The organism is Labilibaculum euxinicum (assembly GCF_009795715.1).
Lineage (GTDB): Bacteria > Bacteroidota > Bacteroidia > Bacteroidales > Marinifilaceae > Labilibaculum > Labilibaculum euxinus.
On sequence record NZ_WTCR01000008.1, the window covers coordinates 1 to 19,467 of the forward strand.

The following is a 19,467-nucleotide window of genomic DNA, read 5'->3' on the forward strand; positions in this document are numbered from 1 at the left end:
ATTAATCCCCTATCTGCAGACTTTTGAATATCCGGATCTTACTTTGCCTAAAAAAATCGATACGACTTACTGGCACTACCTGCGAATTTGCATTATCTTAATGTTTAGTCGGAAGTGGTATCGTTTTTTACCAATAGACAATTAGTTTTCAGCCTTTTACATGTGGACATTAACAATAATGAAATAATCTCATCGAATTAAGGAAGGTTTTCATTTTAAATAAAATGAACTGTCTTTTCTATTGTTCGCCTTTTCCCCAAATGTGCGAACCAATCATAAAAGCTTCGAAAAAGAATCCAGCCATCATCAATCTAATTCATATTGAAACAAATTGCCACCAAGATTTTTAGTTTCAAGTAAATTTATTCTCTTAATACCCTAATAATGCTTTCTTGTGCCAGTTTCTTCTATTTCATCCAAATTGGGAGGAATAATTAATTTATACAGATTAGCTCCATCATTCAAATGATGGAATTTTCAACAACCTCAAGCACCACGCATCTACCAATAACATAAAAATCTGAAGTGCCATTTTGTTAGTAAATATCAACCTACTTATTGTCAGCCTCATACTGAACCATGCTCAACTCAATTTTAAAATCGAGCATTTCTTCCTGCTCCTTGAGCATCATTAAAATTACATATTCAGTTTTCACTGTTGATTCTCTCCTTTTTTTGATTATTCTATTTGTTTATCCAATACAATTTTTAATAACAATACATTGCTTATTTATTCCTGTCAATTCGAATTTACAAGACAGATAATAATGTTTGTTAGTAAACTCTTTTTGACAGAATTCGAAACAAACCTACATATCTGATTAACAGAATGCAAGTCGGTTATTAGAGAATAAAATAGGAGTGTAAAAGCTTTGTGTTATTTTGTTGTTATCTACATAAGAAACCATATTTTAATTGCTTTTCCAATGGTTCATCGAATGATAATTTGATGCGCTTTATCACAATTGAGATCGATTATCATATTCGATTTTTAGATACTCGACTAAAGAAATTTTGGAAGAAATGCGTTCCTAATTTGTAAAATGCGAATTTATAATAGCTCAATTTTATTGATAGTTAAAATTATTTATATGATTTGAGTTTTACACTTATTAATTTTATGACAGTTTATATTGTACCTTAAATAGATGGCAGCTTCTCTTCAAGACAAATTACTGAACACAAACAACTTAGTCGCTTTTTAATTGTAAAGAATGGATTTGATATACAAGTGTTTTGCACATTACTGCAATTGACTATAAATCAAGTTGTTTAATAAAAACAACTTCTACATATTTGCCTTAGTTAGGTAAAAAAGAAGTACTTATTATAAATCAATTAAGAAAATAATTATGGCAAGTAGAAGTATAACAAGTCTTGTTCCTGAAATGGAGGAAAAAGCGAAACGGGTACAAGAATATTGCAAAGATAAAGGAGCGGTAATATTAATCTATTGTACAATGAGACCACTAGAGGAACAAGCGGTCCTATTTCGGAAATCACACGATTGGAAGTTTATCGAGAATAAAATAATTAAGCTCGAAAGCAGAGGGTTTAAATTTTTAGCAGATATAATCAAAAATGTCGGTCCTCAGAAACAAATAAAACCAGTTACTAATGCAGCTCCCGGAGAAAGTTTTCATGCATACGGAGAAGCTTTTGATGCTGTTCCATTATTATCAGGAAAACCCATGTGGAAATACAATGACTATAAAATTGGTTGGGATACTTATGCAGAAGCATTAAATGAAAATGATTTAATATGGGGGGGTAATTTTCAGAAAAAATTTAAAGATTTACCACATGCACAACTTCGAGTAGGAAGTAATCCATTAAAACTATATCCCCCTGAAGTAATTAAAGCAATATTAACAGAAAATGGTTTGCTTAATGGAGTCGATTAAAGTATGGGTACTTACTGGTGTATTAGCGACTGGGTTTTCTGTAATATTATTTGCAGCTAGAATTATTGCTACTCGTTTTGGCGCAAAAATGGATATTTTAATCAGCTCTGTTGAGAGACTCACTATGGTCACTACTCAGCAAGCGGAACAGATTAAGAATTTGTACAATAGAGAAGAAGTTAATAAGAGTAGGTTAAACGATCATTCAGTGAGAATTAGAAATTTAGAAAGTAAACAGGCATCATGCCGAAATTTTAATGCACATGGGACTATTTAATGGTATAAAAGGAGGTTTGATTAAAGAAACAGGCAATGCAGTTTCGGGAATAATTGATAAGTTAGTAACAACCGATAAAGAACGTCTTACTCTGCAAAAGGAGATAATGGATGTGATAAATATATTTGCGGGTAAAATGATGGATGTACAAAGAGACATTGTTCTTGCAGAAGTTAATGGTAATAAATTACAACGAAGTTGGCGACCAATTATCATGTTAGCTTTTGGATTTATAGTCATTTACGAATATTTTATTTCTAAAGTGTTTGGATTACCCCCAGCAGATTTACCAACAAAATTTTGGGATTTACTAGAAATTGGTTTAGGCGGATTTGTTATTGGCAGAAGCGCTGAAAAGATTGCTGGTAGTTTAACCAGTAGTGGTATTACTTTAAATAAAAAAAGTAAAAGGCAATAGTCTTCATTAACTTTATAATATGGTTAAATAAATTAGATGAAGCATGAAAATTTATCAACCAGTACACCCCCCTTAGCAATAAAGTTAAGGGGGGTGTTGATTTGATATTTAGGCTTCATCCTTTATAAATAAAACCATATGAGGAACTATCTAATCATTCAAAAAGAATGCGAGAAAATATGGTCTTTCACGAAAAGACTGAGAATTACAGTAAAATACGCTTGCTTAGGGAGAGAAATGAAAAATATTTCTACACACTTTATGGGATACTACTAAATAAAAAAAATCCAGACTTCAATTGAAGCCTGGATTTTTTTTTTGCTAGTTTCTCATCATTTAACACTAAACACTTCTTAATAAAAGCATTTTCTCAATCACCAAGCTATTTCTCAATGCGCCACACGGCAACATTTGCTGGTTTTAACACTTTATCTCCTATCAGGTAATCTCCATTATAATTTAAAATATACTCATCGGAAGAATAATTAACAGCCACCATAAAACCATCGCGATACTGAACAAAAACACCTTCAGGATAATTTTCTACCCCGACATTATTTTGTTGGTATATGTTTTTCAGAAGATTGCGTTCTAAATTCCCATCAACAGATTCTGTTCCAATATACCAAACTTGCCCTTTACCAATTTCATTCTTTAAAATGCAAGCAGTTCCTTTGTAAAATTGATCGGTATAACTAGCTACGACCTCAGTTTTATCTTCCGGTATAATTAAATCTCCCCATGAACTCCATTTGTAATTTTTCCCATCCATTAAAATATCACCTTGTTTCCCGGATGGAAGCATATCAAATGAATAAATCTTTCCTCCAATTAGTTCATTCATAATGCCCGATAAATTATTTTCCCATAAATGAGCATTTTTATCTTTAGCTCCGGTTCTTGGTGAAACAATAAGCTTACCTCCTTTTGAAACGAACTTTTTCCATTTCTGAACCAACGCCTCGTCTACCATTTCGTAAGCAGGAACTATAATAAATTCATAATCATCAAAATCATCTTCCTCTGAAATGAAACTCACTGGAGCACCAAATGAATGCAATATCTGCTGATAACGCTGCATGTGCTTCCATGTATTCCATTGGTTGGTTTGCTTCTGTCTTTCCAGATTCCAAAGGTTGTCAAACGACCACATGACAGCAATTTTCCTCTTCTGAATAACATCAGGCATTTGAGTATTCTTGCTGTACTTTTTCCTCAATTCATTCACCTCTTTGATCACCTGTACATACTCCTCTCCTCCCTGACTCAAAGTAACACCATCGGTTCGAACCACACCATTATGATATTGCTCGGCACCATAAAGTACTTGTCGGTAACGATAGGTACATACAAAAGAACTACCTCCTGCAAAACAATGCCACAGCCACATACGAACGGTTCCGGGCTGTAACAATGAATTGTAATTGGCCCAATTTACCTGCCCGGGCTGCAGTTCCATAACTCCTGTAATACCACTTACCGACTTATAATAATCATTGGCATACATTAAAACGGTGTGATCACCTAAACGAAAACCCAAGTCTCCCAGGTTATTGCTTCCATAATTGGGATAAGCTGTAAATGAAGCAAAATCAAGTTTTTTACTTCTTTTCGGATCCGTCTGGCTGCCTTTTGCCACATAGTTTGTAGTTATAAACTGTGACTCATCAATATATTTCCGCAATTCTTCTGCCTGAAAATCTAAAAAAGATGCTTGCGTATCCGCTGTAAAACGCTTAAAATCTAATAAAGCAATAGGATTTGCACCCCACCAACCAACATTCTGAGCATTATGAATTCTAACTTCATCAAAAGCCGAATACAACTGACTCCAAAATGCCGTTCCCCATGCCTTATTCAGTTCAGTAATATCTGCATATTTATTTTGTAACCATTCCCGAAATGCCAATTGCGCAGACGGACTGTAATCTTCTTTAGCCTCCGGCTCATTGTCAATTTGCCATCCCATTACAGCTTTGTTGTGTGCATAATGCTTAGCCATTTCATCAACAATTTTTTGTGTATACTCCAAAACAATCGGGTTGGATAATGACATGTTTGCACGGGTGCCATGTTCTTTAGATTGATAATTACCATCTTGTATGTATATTTCGGGATACTTAATTCCGAGCCATACCGGAGGACATGGCGTAGGTGTTCCCAAAATCACTTTCAGCTTATTTTTATCAGCCAACTCAATTACTTTATCAAGCCAGGTAAAATCATACTTGCCCTCAGATGGCTCCATCTGAGCCCAGGCAAATTCAGACATATGAATAAATTCGAATCCATGACCGGCAATATTCTCAATATCCCTTTCCCATTGATCTTCCGACCATTGCTCAGGATAGTAATACACACCAACAGACATCAAATCCTTTTTAGGAAAAAAATCCTGTGCAGATAAAACACCAATCCAACTGCTGATTAGTAATGCCAATAAGCTAATTTTCTTTGCCATATTTTTTCTTTATTAGATCTTCTCAATTTTGGTGTCCTGCCTAAACCGTAAGCTATTTTTTCAATGCCTTCTGAAGAGATCAAAAATCGAGTATTAACAAGATATTTTTTGTAAAGAGAGGTAGTACTAGTTTCCTAACACTACCTCTCAACTGCATTTGGTCCTTAATAATACGCTAATGATATCAATTTAAGTGCAGTTTTTTATATTAGGCTCTAAATCACCATTCAATATTTTCTTCAATGAACCCAATTAATTGGTCAGCCATTGCATGATGTTCCTTAATGTTTGGATGTCCACCTGAATTTTTAAACGGGAAAAAACAAGAGAATATCTTATCATCCTTTAATTGACTTACTGCTGTTTGTACATATCCAGGCCACTGAGATCCTTTTTGGGTTGCATCCATACTACCAAGGGTACAGATAATAGACGAATGTGGATACTTACCGCGAATGGAACTTACGAAATCTTTGTAAGCTGCAATAATAGTTGTTGAATCGGGTGCATCCTTACCAAATCTATTTTTAAACTGCTCATTTTTGGGGATATTTACGATCCATGAATCGTTCTGAAAAAGATTAATTACTACTACATCAGGTGTATATTTGGAAAAATCCCATTTTAAAACTGAGTCATTTGGATCGATTCGATCATACATTTCGGACATAATCAATGGAAACCAACTAACCAATACTCCGATACCACTTTTAGAAATACAATGGTATTGAGCATTAAAATGTCTTGCTGTAATAGCTGCGTATGATTCATAGTTATTTTGAAAATAACCATACGGACGATCTTTTCCACTAGTATCTTCATTTCCATACGCAGAGGTAATGGAGTTTCCGTAGAACTCTATTTTTCTCTTTTTTGGTGTTTCCGCCGGCAGAAGTTTTGCATCACCGGGTAATTCAAAACCATAAAACAATGTTTTCCCTTTATCCCATTCGGTACGTTTATACAATTGTACTTGATGTATTCCTTCGGATAAGCCTGAGGCTAGTATGTATTTTGTTTTCAGTGTATCGGTATGCAATTTCGAAATCACCTTACGATCCACAATCACATTGTAATAATTTGCCGTATCCAAATCCTGCAAAGTAGCTGAAATACTGCTTCCCTTAAATTGGATACTTACCGAAGAACCTGACCATGAAAGCTCCGCAGCATCGGGTCGAAACCTAATTCGGCCTTCGTAAGTTAAATTTGGCTGATCGAATGCAATATCCTGATTTTGAACATTACAAAATCCAAAAACAAACACGCAGGACAATAAAATGATATTTTTTACTATAGTTCTCATTTATAAAAATTATATGGTTTTCAAAAATCAATTGTAGTAAAACAGGAAGCCGGTAAATTATCCTTGTTAAAAAGTTTTGGTGTGGCTGAATTGGCCCAGGCAAATCTCACATTAACGGGATTCCTAACTTCCTCTGATTTCACAAGTACTTTGTCGTTTTTAATAAAAGCCTGAGCAGAAAACCAGATTCCATCCTCTCCTGCTAATTCAAAATAGGGCAAATCAGCTTTCTCACAATGCAATCCTTCTGCACAATCAAAAATTACTTCGACTTCTGATCCTTTAATCAAAAAAGTCTTAAAAAGCGGTCCTGATGCTGGAAAATCACTCAACTTATAGGTTTTATTAAGTGCCAGATGTGCAAACCGCTTCCCTGCGTCAATTTTATTACGTGGATGAATATCAAGAGTATCACCAATATCACTCATTACAGCCATTCCCGAATTTGGAATAGATTCTAAAGCACGGCGTTGAGCTTCGCGGACTTTTACTCCTGCATCTTTAGCATAGTGAGTAAAAGGAGCTATTTGTGCATAATAAAAAGCAAGATCAGTTTTAAAACCTTTCCTCCAACTTCTCACTAAAGTCTCAAGGGTTTTGGTATATGTTGCTGAATTATCGACATTAGCTTCTCCCTGATACCACAAAACTCCTTTCATTGGGAAAGGCATAATCGGTGCTATCATTGCATTGTAAACACAACCAGGCATATTGGGTGCCCAAGGAAAATAAGGTACCTTTTGAGCAGATTCTGTTAACTCATTCGAAGCCAAAATTTCTTGCTCCGGAACCCATGTTTCAATTGGCGTTCCACCCCAATTAGAGCTGATTAACCCAACAGGAATCTTAAGTTCCTTATTCAGTTCCTTTCCAAAAAAGTAACCTATAGCACTAAAATCATTCATGCTTTCGGGCGTACATTTCATCCATTGACCTGAAACATCAATACATTTAGTTGGTGATGTTTTAAGCGTTACTGAAAAAAAACGAATTTCATTATTGTCAGCATTTTCAACCTCTTCTCCTATATTATTAATTCCAAAGCTGGTTTTCCATTCCATATTCGACTGCCCCGAAAGTAACCACACCTCACCCATTAATATGTCATCGATAACTACAGAATTGTATCCCTCTATTTTTATTGAATATGGACCTCCTGCTTCAGGAGTTTTTAACATTACCGACCATTTTGCATTATTAGTGGTCACAGTATTTAAGGTATCATTGTCCCAAGAGGTAGTTACTCTAATTTTTTCCATCGGTTTGCCCCAACCCCATAGTTTCACCTCAGAATTTTGCTGCATCACCATGTGTTTGCCAAAAATAGCAGGCAATGAAACATTGGAATAAGCAGTATTAGGAAATAAATAAAAAAGCATAAGCACAAGGCTTACTTTAGCTAAAAATTTTGAACTCATAACTCTATTTCAATTTAGAGGCTAAAAATAATTACAAATGCAATATTTTTACTTACCAAATGTTTCCAAAAGGGTAACTAAATGTATTTATTCCGAATTAAATGCAGTTATTCTCCATTTTCCTTATGCCTTTTCGCATAAGCCGTTGGTAAAACACCATACTCTTCTTTAAAATACTTACTAAAATAACGCGGGCTGTTAAAACCAACTTCGTAGGCAATTTCTGCAATATTCATCTGGCTTTTTTCCAAAAGCTGCAGTCCTCTTTTTAATCTGATAATTCTAATAAACTCAATAGGAGATTTACCCGTAATCGAAATTAATTTTTTATAAAGATAGACACGACTCATACCCAGTTCACGGCTTAAATCTTCAACTGAAAATTTAGATTCTGAAATGTTTTTTTCAACTGTTGCAACGGCTTTTTTAATCAATTTTTCATCCATTGAAGTAATTTGAACTTCGCTTGGACTTATATCAACCGTTTTTTGAAATTGCTTTTGGAACTGACTTCTTTTTTCCAATAATTTACGAACCCGCAAAAGAAGTAAATCCATATTAAAGGGTTTTGTTATGTAATCGTCGGCACCAATTTCCAGCCCTTTAATTTTATCCTCATCAGCAGTTCGCGCAGTTAAAAGGATAAACGGAATGTGGGATGTCCGGATATCTTTACGAAGCATTGTACATAATTCAAGGCCATCCACATTCGGCATCATCACATCGCTAATAATTAAATCAGGAAGTACCTTATGAACTGTATCGTATCCTTTTTGACCATCCTGAGCCTCGTAGATCTTAAACTGTTCCTGCAGTGTTTCTTTCATAAACGATCTGAAATCAATATTATCTTCAACCAATAAAATAATTGGCTTTTTGATTTTCTCGCTACTTTCAGACTCTTGCTGAGGTCTGGCAAAATCTTCATCTACTCTTTCCAAATCTTCATTATCTACTACAACTGTCTTATCAATTGGCAAACTCACTTTAAATTTGGCTCCTTTACCCCTTTCGCTTTCCACTTCAATAATGCCATTGTGCAACTGAATCATCTCACGGGCGAGATTCAATCCAATTCCACTCCCAGACAGTCCCAATTTCTTATTTTTTTCGGACTGATAAAAACGCACAAATATCTTGTCGATATCCTCTTCATCTATTCCAACACCATTATCCTGAATAATTATATTAACAATTCCATCTTCATCTTTTATCTCCAACTTTAATTTTACATTCCCTTTTTCGTGAGTAAATTTTAAAGCATTGGATAGTAGGTTCATCATTACCTTCTCCAGTTTTTCTTTATCGAAATTGAATATAAAATGTTCTGTTGAATGCTCAAATGTGAATTTGATGCGCTTCTTGTTAAAGGCATCCTCAAAATTATGAGTCACGTCATTTAAAAAAGTAACAATATCAACGTAAGATGGATTATATCGCAATCCATGCAACTCCAACTTACGAAAATCCAGCAATTGATTTACCAGATTAAGGAGTTGTTTGGCGTTTCGCTCAATGGTATCGAGCAATCTTTTATCCGATTCGGATCTGGTTTGCTTTAACAATTTATCCAAAGGCGTTAAAATCAGCGTTAATGGCGTACGAAATTCATGACTGACATTCGTTAAAAACCTCAGTTTCATCTCATCCATCTCATGATTACGGTTGGCCTGTATTTGTTCTTGCTCTTTTTGGAATTTTACACGTTCCTTACGCAACATTGAATATCTGAAATACACAAGAATTCCAACAACTAAAAGGATATATATAAAATAAGCCAATGGTGTTGCATACAAAGGTGGTAATACAATAATACGTAATTCTGCATAATCCTCATTCCAAATTCCATCATTGTTGGATGCCTTCACTCTAAAATAATAATCTCCCGGATTAAGATTGGTGTAGGTTACCCGATTTCGATTCGCATCCAGCGACACCCAATCATCATCGAATCCCTCCAATTTATATTGATATTTAATTTTACTCGGAATAAAAAAGTTAAGTGCCGTAAATCCAATGGAAAAAACATTCATAGAATGTTTAATCTCAATACTTTTTGTTGATACTATTGAAGATTCCAGTAATTTAACATTTTTCACTTTTGACCCAGGAGATACACTTTGGTTGTAAACCTGAAAATCAGTAAATACTACTTTGGGTAAAATCTGATTGTATTTTATATTCTTTGATTCAAACAGATTAAAACCATTGCGCCCGCCAAAAATCAATTCATTATTTGTTGTTTTATAACTTGCATTGGGATTGAATTCTTTATCTTGCAATCCATCCTCTTCTGTAAAATCATAAATCTGAAAAGAATACTCCTTATCAGGAGCTGTTTTCGATACAATAATCTGACTTAATCCTGTTGATTTACTGACCCAAATTGACTGAAATTCATCTTCTTGTATACAGTTAAATACATCTTCAGGTAATCCATCTTCGCTGGTAAAATGTTTCGAGAAACTTGCATTTGGATCAAACATAATTAATCCTTCTCTTGTAGCAATCCATAAAAGACCTCTTGAATCTTCAAATACTCCATTCACATTTTTACTATTTAAAGGCGGTGCTCCTGATCTTGTAACTAAGGGGTAATTTTTATACCGCTGCTCTTTAACATCATAAAATGTCACTCCATTAGCTGTTGCAATAAACATGTTACCGTTATCCAATTTACAGATTTGATTCACATATTCCGTAGGCAATTTCACATTGCCTTTATTTGGAACAGGTTTAAAAATTTCATTGTTACGATCGAATATTACGATACCTCCGCCAAGGGTACCGATCCATAAATTTTGCTGATCATCTTCATTAATTGACCATATATTGTTGCTCGTAAGACCATTATTTCCATTTGGTGAATATTGATATCTTTTAAAGGTTTTTCCATTAAAACGATTTAATCCTCCCGTAAATGTTCCTACCCACAATTCATCATTACTATCAATAAATAAACTTACAACAACATTATTAATTAAGGAATTAGAATTGGCTTCATCAACCTTATAGCTTTTGAAAGTATTATTCCTGCGGTTAAAATAAATGAGACCACCACCATTCGTACCAATCCATAAATTTCCCTTTTTATCTTCAACAAAACAGTTAACATCATTATACGGCAAACTCGATTCGTCGGACAGAAAATTCCTATGCTGTGGAAATTTATGAATACTTTCATGGTAATAACTTACTCCATTCTTAAATGTCCCAATCCAGATAACGTTATTATTATCCATATACAATTCTGTTATCGAATTCTGAGACAAGCTTTTATCATTATCTGACTGGTGATAAATTTTAGTGGTTTCTCCTGAGAATTTATTAATCACATCAATACCTCCATGGTCAGTACCTACCCAAATTAATCCTTTGTCATCTTGAATAACTTTTTTTACGATGTTACTTGTTAAACGTATTTTATCTGAATGAACGGTATAATGATTCCACTTGTTATTTTTTATTTGGTACTGATAAAGTCCATCATTGTTTCCATAAAACCAAATATCATTCTCTGCATCAATAAAAATGGCTGTATTTAAGCTATCGGCTCCTAATTTTCCTGCAAGGAAATCATTTTTAAACTTAAGTTTATAGTCCTGCCCATCAAAACATTCGACACAGCCATTGCTCAACAGGTAATAATAATCGCCATTGGCATGCACGAAATTTACAACCATATAAGATTCCTCTTTTAACTCTGGAAAATTACTCCTAAGCCTACCTGTAACTGAATCAATAGCTTGATAATACAGTTTCTCAAATTCCTTTACCCAAATTTTCTTATTCTTATCAATGTAGATATTCTCAATATTATATTCAGAACCCTTTTGTCCTAAAAATAATGACAAATCACTATGAAATTTCTCTTTATTGATATCATAAACAATATTACCCCACCCTGTTTTAATCCATAAATTTCCATTTGCATCTTCCTGAATACCTACAATATAATTATCAATAATTGATGTTGAATCGGAAGATTTGTGTTTATAATTGACGAAGCTTGAACCATCATACCGACTTAAACCTGCTGTTGTTCCGATCCAAATAAACCCTCTTGCATCTTTGTGTATGCAGGTTACCTGATTATTCACCAACCCATCGGCACTATTAACCTTCAAGAAAGAATATTGTCTTTCTGCATGAATTGAAAAACTTGATAAAACAAAAAGCAGGATTATGCCAATTAGTCGATACATAAATAAGTTTTGTGAATTTATTTTAAAGTTAAAATACAAAAGGGACAGTAAAACCCATCCCTAATTCTCTATTTTATATTTATTTTCTGCTTTTGAATAATATTGTCGGAGGAATTACCAATATAAATAATATAAGTGCCTTTTTCCAAATTCCAATCGGATATTGATTCATCGTAAAAAGCTAAATCATCAACAGAAATTTCAATCTCTACCTGTTCTTCTTTACCTGGATCCAAAGAAACCTTTTTAAAACCTTTGAGTTCTTTTAGAGCCCGATCAACTTTTGATTTTGGCTTACCGATATAAACCTGAACAACTTCTGATCCTTTTATTTTTCCTGTATTTGCCAGCATACAGCTAACTTTTATCTTATCACCTTTAAAGTAAATCTGCTTGTCTGTATTAAGATCGGATATCTTAAAATCCGTATAGGACAAACCGTAACCAAAGGCAAACAAAGGCTTAATTTTTTTTGTGTCGTGCCAACGGTAACCAACTAAAATATCTTCTTTGTAGTACTGATTAATACTATCGCCCGGATATGAAAGCTCCCCAAAATAATGAGCTGCATTATCATTTAATTTAACCGGATATGAGAAGGGAAGTTTTCCTGAAGGATTCACATCTCCCGAAATAACATCAGCCAAAGCGTTTCCGGCCTCACTGCCATTGTACCACGACTGCATTAATCCTTTAACCTGCGATAACCATGGCATCTCAACTGCATTTCCACTAACCAATACAAGTCCTAGATTACTATTTACTTTTAATAATTTATCAATCAACTCATTTTGCCCAAACGGCAATTCGAAATGCTTGCGGTCACCACCTTCACAATCCTGAAAATGATTTTTATTGAGTCCTCCAATAAATAAAACAACATCTGCTTTTGAAGCCACATTAACGGCTGCTTTTACCAATGAATCGGCATTCAATTTGGAAGGTATTTCACGTCCATAAGCTGATGGTCCGGAAGCATAACCTATTGAATGAAGAATGGTCGCATTCTTGAAGCGGTTTTTAATGCCTTCCAGTGGTGATATTTCATATTTTGCTTTTAATTCTGATGAACCGCCACCAACAGTCATTGAACGAGTAGCATTTTCACCAATTACAGCAATCTTGATATTCGTGTCCGGATTAATTGGAAAAAACCCATTCTTGTTTTTCAATAATACAATACCATCTGCGGCAACTTTTCGTGCTGCCTGAGTATGTTCAACGTTATTCATCCGGCCAAGCGAACGATTTAAGTTCATATTGGTTCTGTACATCAACCGCAGGATTCGTCGTACTTTGTCATCAACAACCGATTCGTCAATTTCACCATCTTGAATCAATTTCAAAAAAGGATCCGCTAAAAAATAGTTGTCGTAAGCAAACTTAGCAGAAGCTGTTAATCCGTTGGTCCATGTTCCCATTTCAATATCCAATCCATTAAAAGCAGCTTGTTTGGTATCATGAGTCCCTCCCCAGTCCGTAATTACAGCTCCATCGAAATTCCATTTTCCTTTCAATATTTTATTAAGCAGCAAATCGCTATGACAACAATGCTCGCCCCGAACCTGATTATAAGCTCCCATTATGGACCAGACATGACCTTTTTCAACTGCCGCTTTAAATGCCGGCAGATAAATCTCATAAAGAGCTCTGTCGCTAAGGTTTACATTGATATGTCCGCGCCATTCTTCCTGATTATTAAGTGCGTAATGTTTAACGCAAGCAGCAACACCATTCTCCTGAACTCCTTTTATGTAAGGAACAACCATAACCGATGCCAAATAAGGATCTTCTCCCATGTATTCGAAGTTACGTCCATTAAGTGGTGTCCGGTAAATATTAACGCCAGGTCCCAATAAAACATCCTTTTTTCTAAATCGTGCCTCCTCTCCAATGGCTACACCATATTCATGCGAAAGTTCAGGATTAAATGTTGCCGCCAAACAAGTTAGTGCAGGAAATGCAGTTATCGAATCGTTTGTCCAATTAGCATAGCCCCAATCATCCCAGTTTATTTCACCTCTAACTCCATGAGGTCCGTCAGACATCCACAACTCTGGAATACCCAAACGAGGAATACCCGGAGAACTAAATTTTGATTGCGCATGACACATCGCTACTTTCTCTTTAAGAGTCAATTGATTGATTATTTCATCAATTTTCTTTTCTGTTTTTGCATTACTTTGTGCATTTACATTGGTCATCACTCCAAGTGTTAATCCTACATATAATAGTATTTTTTTCATATTCGTTCCTTTAATTTTCTTCTTTCGTTTACTTTAAACGGGAAACCACAATTTCGACAATTTTATCATTACTTAAATAGAGCATTAATTTACCATCTTTAATTTTATATTTTGCTCCATTTACTTTACTATTTGTTAATTGAATACCATTTCCAATTTCCAATGTTACCTTCTGTTTGTTTTTTGATGACAATTGGATTTTAACTTGTCGGTCATCCCATTTAATGCGCTTTATTTTAATGTTCCCCCGTGCCAAAACACCTGTAATCTCGCCATTTTCTCAATCATTAAGCAAAGTAGAAAATACTGTCATATATCCCGGCCTGCTATTCACAATCATAAGTGTGATTAATGAAGGAAAACCCCCACTAATATCCATATTAAAGAGGCATCTTCCCATTTGGTTGCAGGCAGCCAACTTACAAATCCTTTTTCGGGTACACTTTCCTTTTGTGCATAAGTTGACACTTGAATTAGTATTGCCAACAATAACAAAAAAATTATTCTGATATTCATTATACTTACCTTAAAATAATCCCGGCAAACAATTGCCTGCCGGGATTATATTACTTGCTATGGCTTATTACAATTCAACTTGAACTGATTTTCCATTGTACTTAACTTCTTTGCCTTTGTAGTCATCAAAATTAAAATCTACTTTTTTGGTTTCAGAGGCAAACACAATAGTAAATATTCGTTCCTGCGGCATTCCATCAAACTCACCTTTCCGCTCTCCAATAGTCAGCTTTTGGTCATTTTCAGACCATTTAATTGAGATTGTACTGTACTTGCCTTTTTCGTAATTAAAGTTTAGTCCTTCATCTTCATACAATTCAAACTGAGCATCAGCACCAGTATAAACAACCAACTTTATCGGTGCATTTAACTTTTGGCTGGTGTACTCAATCTCTGGTCCTACAGGCAAAATAGATCCTGCTTTTACAAAAAGAGGCATCTTTTCATAAGGAGCATCAGCATTAATTGTTTGTCCGCCTTTTAAAAGTGAGCCATTGTATGCATCATACCAATCGCTTCCCTCAGGTAAATAAACCTGACGTTCACGTGCTTTAAATTTAGAAACCGGACACACCATTATTGAAGGCCCAAACATGTATTGATCATCAATATCATTTACCTTGGTATCCTTGGTAAAATCCATTACCAGTGCACGCATAATGGTGTAATCGTCAAAATATACATGTCCTGCCAAAGAATAGATATATGGCATTAATCGATATCTTAACTTGTTGTAGTATAATATACTTTGATATGCTTTATGAGATTTAGGTGCAATATTATAAATCTCTCGGTATGGATACTGTCCATGAGCACGGAATAATGGAACAAAAGATCCAAACTGATACCAACGGGTATTTAATTCGCGCCATTCTTTTAAATCTTCACTTCCTTCTTTAGCTTTTTCGTAACGTTTTTCAACACAAAAGCCACCAATATCCATCGTCCAATAAGGAATACCCGAAATAGCAAAATTCATTCCTGCTGTAATCTGCGCTTTCATATCTTCCCATCTCGTTCCAATATCACCACTCCAAGTTGCTGTACTGTATCGTTGCAATCCGGCAAAACCAGAGCGAGTTAATAAGAAAACCCGCTTATTGGGATCTACACTACGCTGTCCGTTATAAATGGCCTTTGCATTCATTAACGCATAGGTATTAAAAAACTCTGTTGATGAGCCGATAGCAGTTGGTGTCATTAGCTTCTTACGATATTCCATGCTCGAATTAGATACAATATCAGGTTCAGAAGCATCCATCCACCAGGCATCCATTCCAAAATTATAAATGTTACTTTTCATCTGATTCCAGAAAAGCTGTCGTGCCTCTTTACAATATGGATCGTAGAATGAGCCAATGTGTCCTTTCCCAATCCAGTCGCGCACACTATCTTTTACCGCTTGCTGATACATAAATCCTTTTGCATCGAGTTCCTTATAGTTATCTGTGTTTGTATAAAACTTAGGCCAAACAGAAATCATAGCATGTCCATTCATAGCATGAATATCATCCATCATTTTTTGTGGATCGGGAAAACGTGAAGCATCAAATTTATGACTTCCCCACTGATCCTCTTCCCAGTACGACCAGTCTATTACAATATTATCGATAGGAATTTTACGTTTCCGAAATTCGGCTAAAGTACCTACTACTTCTTTCTGGGTTTTATAGCGTTCGCGGCTTTGCCAAAAACCATATGCCCAACGAGGCAAAATAGTTGCTTTCCCAGTTAATTGACGGTATCCACTAATCACCTTGTCCATATTATCGCCATGAATAAAGTAATAATCAAGCTCTTGTCCCATTTCTGACCAGAGAGCCAATTTACCTTGTTCTTCCATCGGACGAGGACTTAATGCTTTCAAACTGACATAAGAAATACCACCATCCGGTTTCCAATCCAATTTAACAGGCACACGTTCTCCTTTTTTAAGCTCAACGGTAAACTTATAAGTATTCGGATTCCATGCTGTTCTCCAACGTTCCTCTACTACTTCTTTACCACCAATCGAAACACGGGTATATCCGGCATAATACAATTTAAAATGATAAATACCTGATTCCTTGGCTTCAATCTCTCCTTCCCAAACAATTTTGGAATTATTAAAAGGAAAATCTGCAGGAAACTTCTTCACCGTTTCCAAATTTTCATAATCAATATCTGCTTCATCCCTTTTTGTAAATTCTTCACCCTTTCCTGTTGTATATGTTGCAGTTAAAGCACCTTCTTTTCCTTCCTTATTGTACAACTTAAATTGTGACAATTGACCGTAATCATTAGGGTTGCCAAAACGTGTTAACGAATAGTTATCCCATAAAATACCGTAATTTTTATTAGAGACAACAAAAGGAATAGATACTTTGGTATTGTACTGATACAACTCCTCATTTTTACCTTTGTAGTTCCATTCATCGCTTTGGTGTTGTCCTAAACCATAAAAAGCCTCATCATCAGGTGAATCAAAAACCTGTTGAAAAGAATATCCTTTAAAACCATCTGCTTCAATAGGCGTAAATCCTTTTGACTCTCCTGTTGCTTCTTTCAGTAACAAGTGCCCGTTTAAATCATAAAATGACACCTTTCCTGTTGAAAGTGATACCTTTGCTTTGATACTTGCTGTGGAAAGTGTTACTTGGTCTTGATTCTCTTCTACAGTATAAGTTGTACTTGATTGAGGCAATACAACCAAACTCTCCCTTGCAGAAAATGAATTTTCCGGTGTGGAACTAACGCGAATAATCTCATCAGAAACAACCTCCAATTTCACCAAGGCAGCTTCTGTATTTTCCTTCTTATTAAGAGAAACTACTACCCCATTCTCTAACTTTTCATATTTTGGCTGCGAACAGGAAGCAAGAACTCCCAACATCCCCAGACCTGCGAAAAATATAGTTAATTTCTTATTTTTAAAAATCATAAAATCTTATTTTAAATAACCTATTATATTACTCTTTCACATCGAAAAAACTGAGATTAATAATTTCTATATATCAAGTATTCTTAATTTATCGCACCTTCAATTATAGCGTCAATAGCATCAGAATGTACTTCATTACCGGTATTACGATCGAACAATCCGAAACTATTATTACCAGTACCTCCATTATCCCAAATAAAAGGAATCATCCCATTTGCTTTAGCTGCGCTTGTTACTGTTTTCAAATAATTATTCCTTGATTCGATATGGATTGCTAATGCATCTCCGGTAAGATCTGCACGTAACATGGCTCCGTATTCGCCTAAGATTACAGGAACACCTTTATCCACATAGTTGGTTTTCATGGCTCCAAATTGTTCATCTAAATAGTCTTCCTGACCGTAACTGGAAACATCTGTATATCCATCTCCCCATTGGGTTTTGAAACCGCTTTCCTCCTGTCCGCAAAAATCCCAAGGATCATAATAGTGTACTTCAAGCATTAACCGATCTGCAACTTCATCCGTAGGCATTTCATGAAAATTAACTCCATGAGCAATATTGGTATTATAAGTTTGAACCACTAAGTTTCGGTAGGCATTCTTTCCTCCTGTAGATCGAACAGCATCAACAAATTTTTGATTAAATGATTGCTGAACAGTAATGTTTTCGGTTGAAGGTGTGCCATAATCAGCATGTACTTCATTGGTTCCTGCAAATAGTAAGTGCTCATCATATTCTCTGAAATACACAGCAATTTGCTGCCAAAGGGCATATTGTTCTTTATTTACTTCGTCTTGTTTATCGAAAGTTGGATTGTTCTCTAACCATCCCCCATCCCAATGAATGTTTAAGATGGCATACATTTCATTTTCGTAACAATAATCAACAACCTCTTTTACTCTGGCAAACCAAGCATCCGAAACCCTGTAAGTTTCTCTATCTGTAATATAAGCATCCCATGCACATGGAATACGAATGGCATTAAAACCTGCCGCTTTAACTCCATCTATTAGTTGTTTGGAAACAACCGGATTTCCCCAACCTGTTTCTCCTCCGGGGACTTCCATAGAGTTCCCAATATTCCATCCTGCTATCATTTTCCCAGCCAAAGTCAGTGCATTACTTTCAACACCAGTTTCATCTGCAGGAATGTTCAAATCGATTCCACTTTGATTGATTGTGGCAATTTCTGTAATATCATCTAAAGTAAATTTGATGCTGCCTTCCCGTGCGATAAAAGATTCATTTGCACTTATGATAAAGGTCTGAGATCCATCAACTATACTTTTTAATTCTTTCTTTGCAATCCAATCTCCGTCAACAGCAATTTCTACCTTTCCGGATGTTTGAAATTCTATGCTTATTTCCTGAGCATCGGAATTAAGTTCAAATGCACTTTTTGTCAGTAACAATAAATATTCGGGAGCTTGCACAACAGATATTTCCTTAGTAAGATCACCAGCTCTTACAGTAAGGCTTGCTGCTCTTTCATCGGTGTTGTTATTTGCACTAACAAGTACTTCTATTGCGTTAGTTCCTGTTTCTCCGGAATTTGGAGTTACAGTACACCATGATTCTGAACTTTCGATCGTCCAATCCACATTACTTTTAACATGAATGGTTTTTGTTTCCCCGGCTTTTGCGATATCCAGCTTATCAACAGAAACTACCAATTTCGGATTTATGCTGGTTTCGTCATTTGAACATCCTCCAAAAACCATCAACCCAATCAAAAAGGAGATTAATATATGGTGCAATTTCATTGTTTGTAATTTTGATTATAGAATGATCCC

The 19,467-nt window shown here is 35.3% G+C and carries 12 protein-coding genes; 3 read left to right on the plus strand and 9 right to left on the minus strand.

Features of this window, described 5'->3' with window-relative positions; translation table 11 throughout:
- The first annotated feature begins 1,352 nt into the window (after positions 1-1,352).
- The 3 genes from GQR60_RS11675 to GQR60_RS11685 are packed head-to-tail and all read left to right on the plus strand — an operon-like array spanning position 1,353 to position 2,599.
- Positions 1,353-1,904, plus strand: a complete 552-nt coding sequence (locus tag GQR60_RS11675) for a M15 family metallopeptidase (RefSeq protein WP_124993103.1) — start codon at positions 1,353-1,355, stop codon at positions 1,902-1,904.
- Positions 1,891-2,181 carry a hypothetical protein gene (locus GQR60_RS11680; protein ID WP_124993104.1) on the plus strand — a complete coding sequence of 97 codons (291 nt, stop codon included), beginning with the start codon at positions 1,891-1,893 and terminating at the stop codon, positions 2,179-2,181. The genes GQR60_RS11675 and GQR60_RS11680 overlap by 14 nt, the downstream gene beginning before the upstream one ends.
- Positions 2,168-2,599, plus strand: a complete 432-nt coding sequence (locus GQR60_RS11685) for a 3TM-type holin (RefSeq protein ID WP_124993105.1) — start codon at positions 2,168-2,170, stop codon at positions 2,597-2,599. The genes GQR60_RS11680 and GQR60_RS11685 overlap by 14 nt, the downstream gene beginning before the upstream one ends.
- Positions 2,600-2,981: 382 nt before the next feature.
- On the opposite strand, the gene GQR60_RS11690 is transcribed toward GQR60_RS11685, so the two are convergent.
- The 9 genes from GQR60_RS11690 to GQR60_RS11730 form a co-directional block, all read right to left on the minus strand.
- Positions 2,982-5,060: a beta-galactosidase gene (locus tag GQR60_RS11690; protein WP_124993106.1), complete on the minus strand. Its 2,079-nt coding sequence runs from the start codon at positions 5,058-5,060 to the stop codon at positions 2,982-2,984.
- 220 nt (positions 5,061-5,280) lie between these two features.
- A complete protein-coding gene (locus GQR60_RS11695) occupies positions 5,281-6,366 on the minus strand; it encodes an SGNH/GDSL hydrolase family protein (protein ID WP_124993107.1) in 1,086 nt (361 codons plus the stop codon).
- A gap of 20 nt (positions 6,367-6,386) precedes the next feature.
- A complete protein-coding gene (locus GQR60_RS11700; protein ID WP_225441404.1) occupies positions 6,387-7,784 on the minus strand; it encodes a sialate O-acetylesterase in 1,398 nt (465 codons plus the stop codon).
- 107 nt (positions 7,785-7,891) lie between these two features.
- On the minus strand, positions 7,892-11,989 hold the full coding sequence (locus GQR60_RS11705) for a hybrid sensor histidine kinase/response regulator transcription factor (RefSeq protein ID WP_124993108.1): 4,098 nt from the start codon (positions 11,987-11,989) through the stop codon (positions 7,892-7,894).
- Positions 11,990-12,057: 68 nt separating this feature from the next.
- The gene (locus GQR60_RS11710; protein ID WP_124993109.1) at positions 12,058-14,235 is read right to left on the minus strand and encodes a beta-glucosidase family protein; all 2,178 of its coding nucleotides are present in this window, start codon (positions 14,233-14,235) and stop codon (positions 12,058-12,060) included.
- 28 nt (positions 14,236-14,263) lie between these two features.
- The gene (locus GQR60_RS11715; RefSeq protein WP_370877221.1) at positions 14,264-14,503 is read right to left on the minus strand and encodes a hypothetical protein; all 240 of its coding nucleotides are present in this window, start codon (positions 14,501-14,503) and stop codon (positions 14,264-14,266) included.
- Positions 14,504-14,583: 80 nt separating this feature from the next.
- Positions 14,584-14,751 (minus strand): hypothetical protein, encoded by a 168-nt coding sequence (locus tag GQR60_RS11720; RefSeq protein WP_154675806.1) that lies wholly within the window; start codon positions 14,749-14,751, stop codon positions 14,584-14,586.
- A 67-nt stretch (positions 14,752-14,818) separates the two neighbouring features.
- Positions 14,819-17,671, minus strand: coding sequence for a TIM-barrel domain-containing protein (locus GQR60_RS11725; protein ID WP_191991619.1), 2,853 nt, complete (start codon positions 17,669-17,671; stop codon positions 14,819-14,821).
- Positions 17,672-17,754: 83 nt separating this feature from the next.
- Positions 17,755-19,437, minus strand: a complete 1,683-nt coding sequence (locus GQR60_RS11730; RefSeq protein ID WP_124993110.1) for a cellulase family glycosylhydrolase — start codon at positions 19,435-19,437, stop codon at positions 17,755-17,757.
- Positions 19,438-19,467: the final 30 nt, after the last annotated feature.

Coding starts and splice junctions, on each gene's coding strand:
- GQR60_RS11675 (WP_124993103.1), top strand. CDS start 1,353: ATGGCAAGTAGAAGTATAACAAGTCTTGTTCCTGAAATGGAGGAAAAA.
- GQR60_RS11680 (WP_124993104.1), top strand. CDS start 1,891: ATGGAGTCGATTAAAGTATGGGTACTTACTGGTGTATTAGCGACTGGG.
- GQR60_RS11685 (WP_124993105.1), top strand. CDS start 2,168: ATGGGACTATTTAATGGTATAAAAGGAGGTTTGATTAAAGAAACAGGC.
- GQR60_RS11690 (WP_124993106.1), bottom strand. CDS start 5,060: ATGGCAAAGAAAATTAGCTTATTGGCATTACTAATCAGCAGTTGGATT.
- GQR60_RS11695 (WP_124993107.1), bottom strand. CDS start 6,366: ATGAGAACTATAGTAAAAAATATCATTTTATTGTCCTGCGTGTTTGTT.
- GQR60_RS11700 (WP_225441404.1), bottom strand. CDS start 7,784: ATGAGTTCAAAATTTTTAGCTAAAGTAAGCCTTGTGCTTATGCTTTTT.
- GQR60_RS11705 (WP_124993108.1), bottom strand. CDS start 11,989: ATGTATCGACTAATTGGCATAATCCTGCTTTTTGTTTTATCAAGTTTT.
- GQR60_RS11710 (WP_124993109.1), bottom strand. CDS start 14,235: ATGAAAAAAATACTATTATATGTAGGATTAACACTTGGAGTGATGACC.
- GQR60_RS11720 (WP_154675806.1), bottom strand. CDS start 14,751: ATGAATATCAGAATAATTTTTTTGTTATTGTTGGCAATACTAATTCAA.
- GQR60_RS11725 (WP_191991619.1), bottom strand. CDS start 17,671: ATGATTTTTAAAAATAAGAAATTAACTATATTTTTCGCAGGTCTGGGG.
- GQR60_RS11730 (WP_124993110.1), bottom strand. CDS start 19,437: ATGAAATTGCACCATATATTAATCTCCTTTTTGATTGGGTTGATGGTT.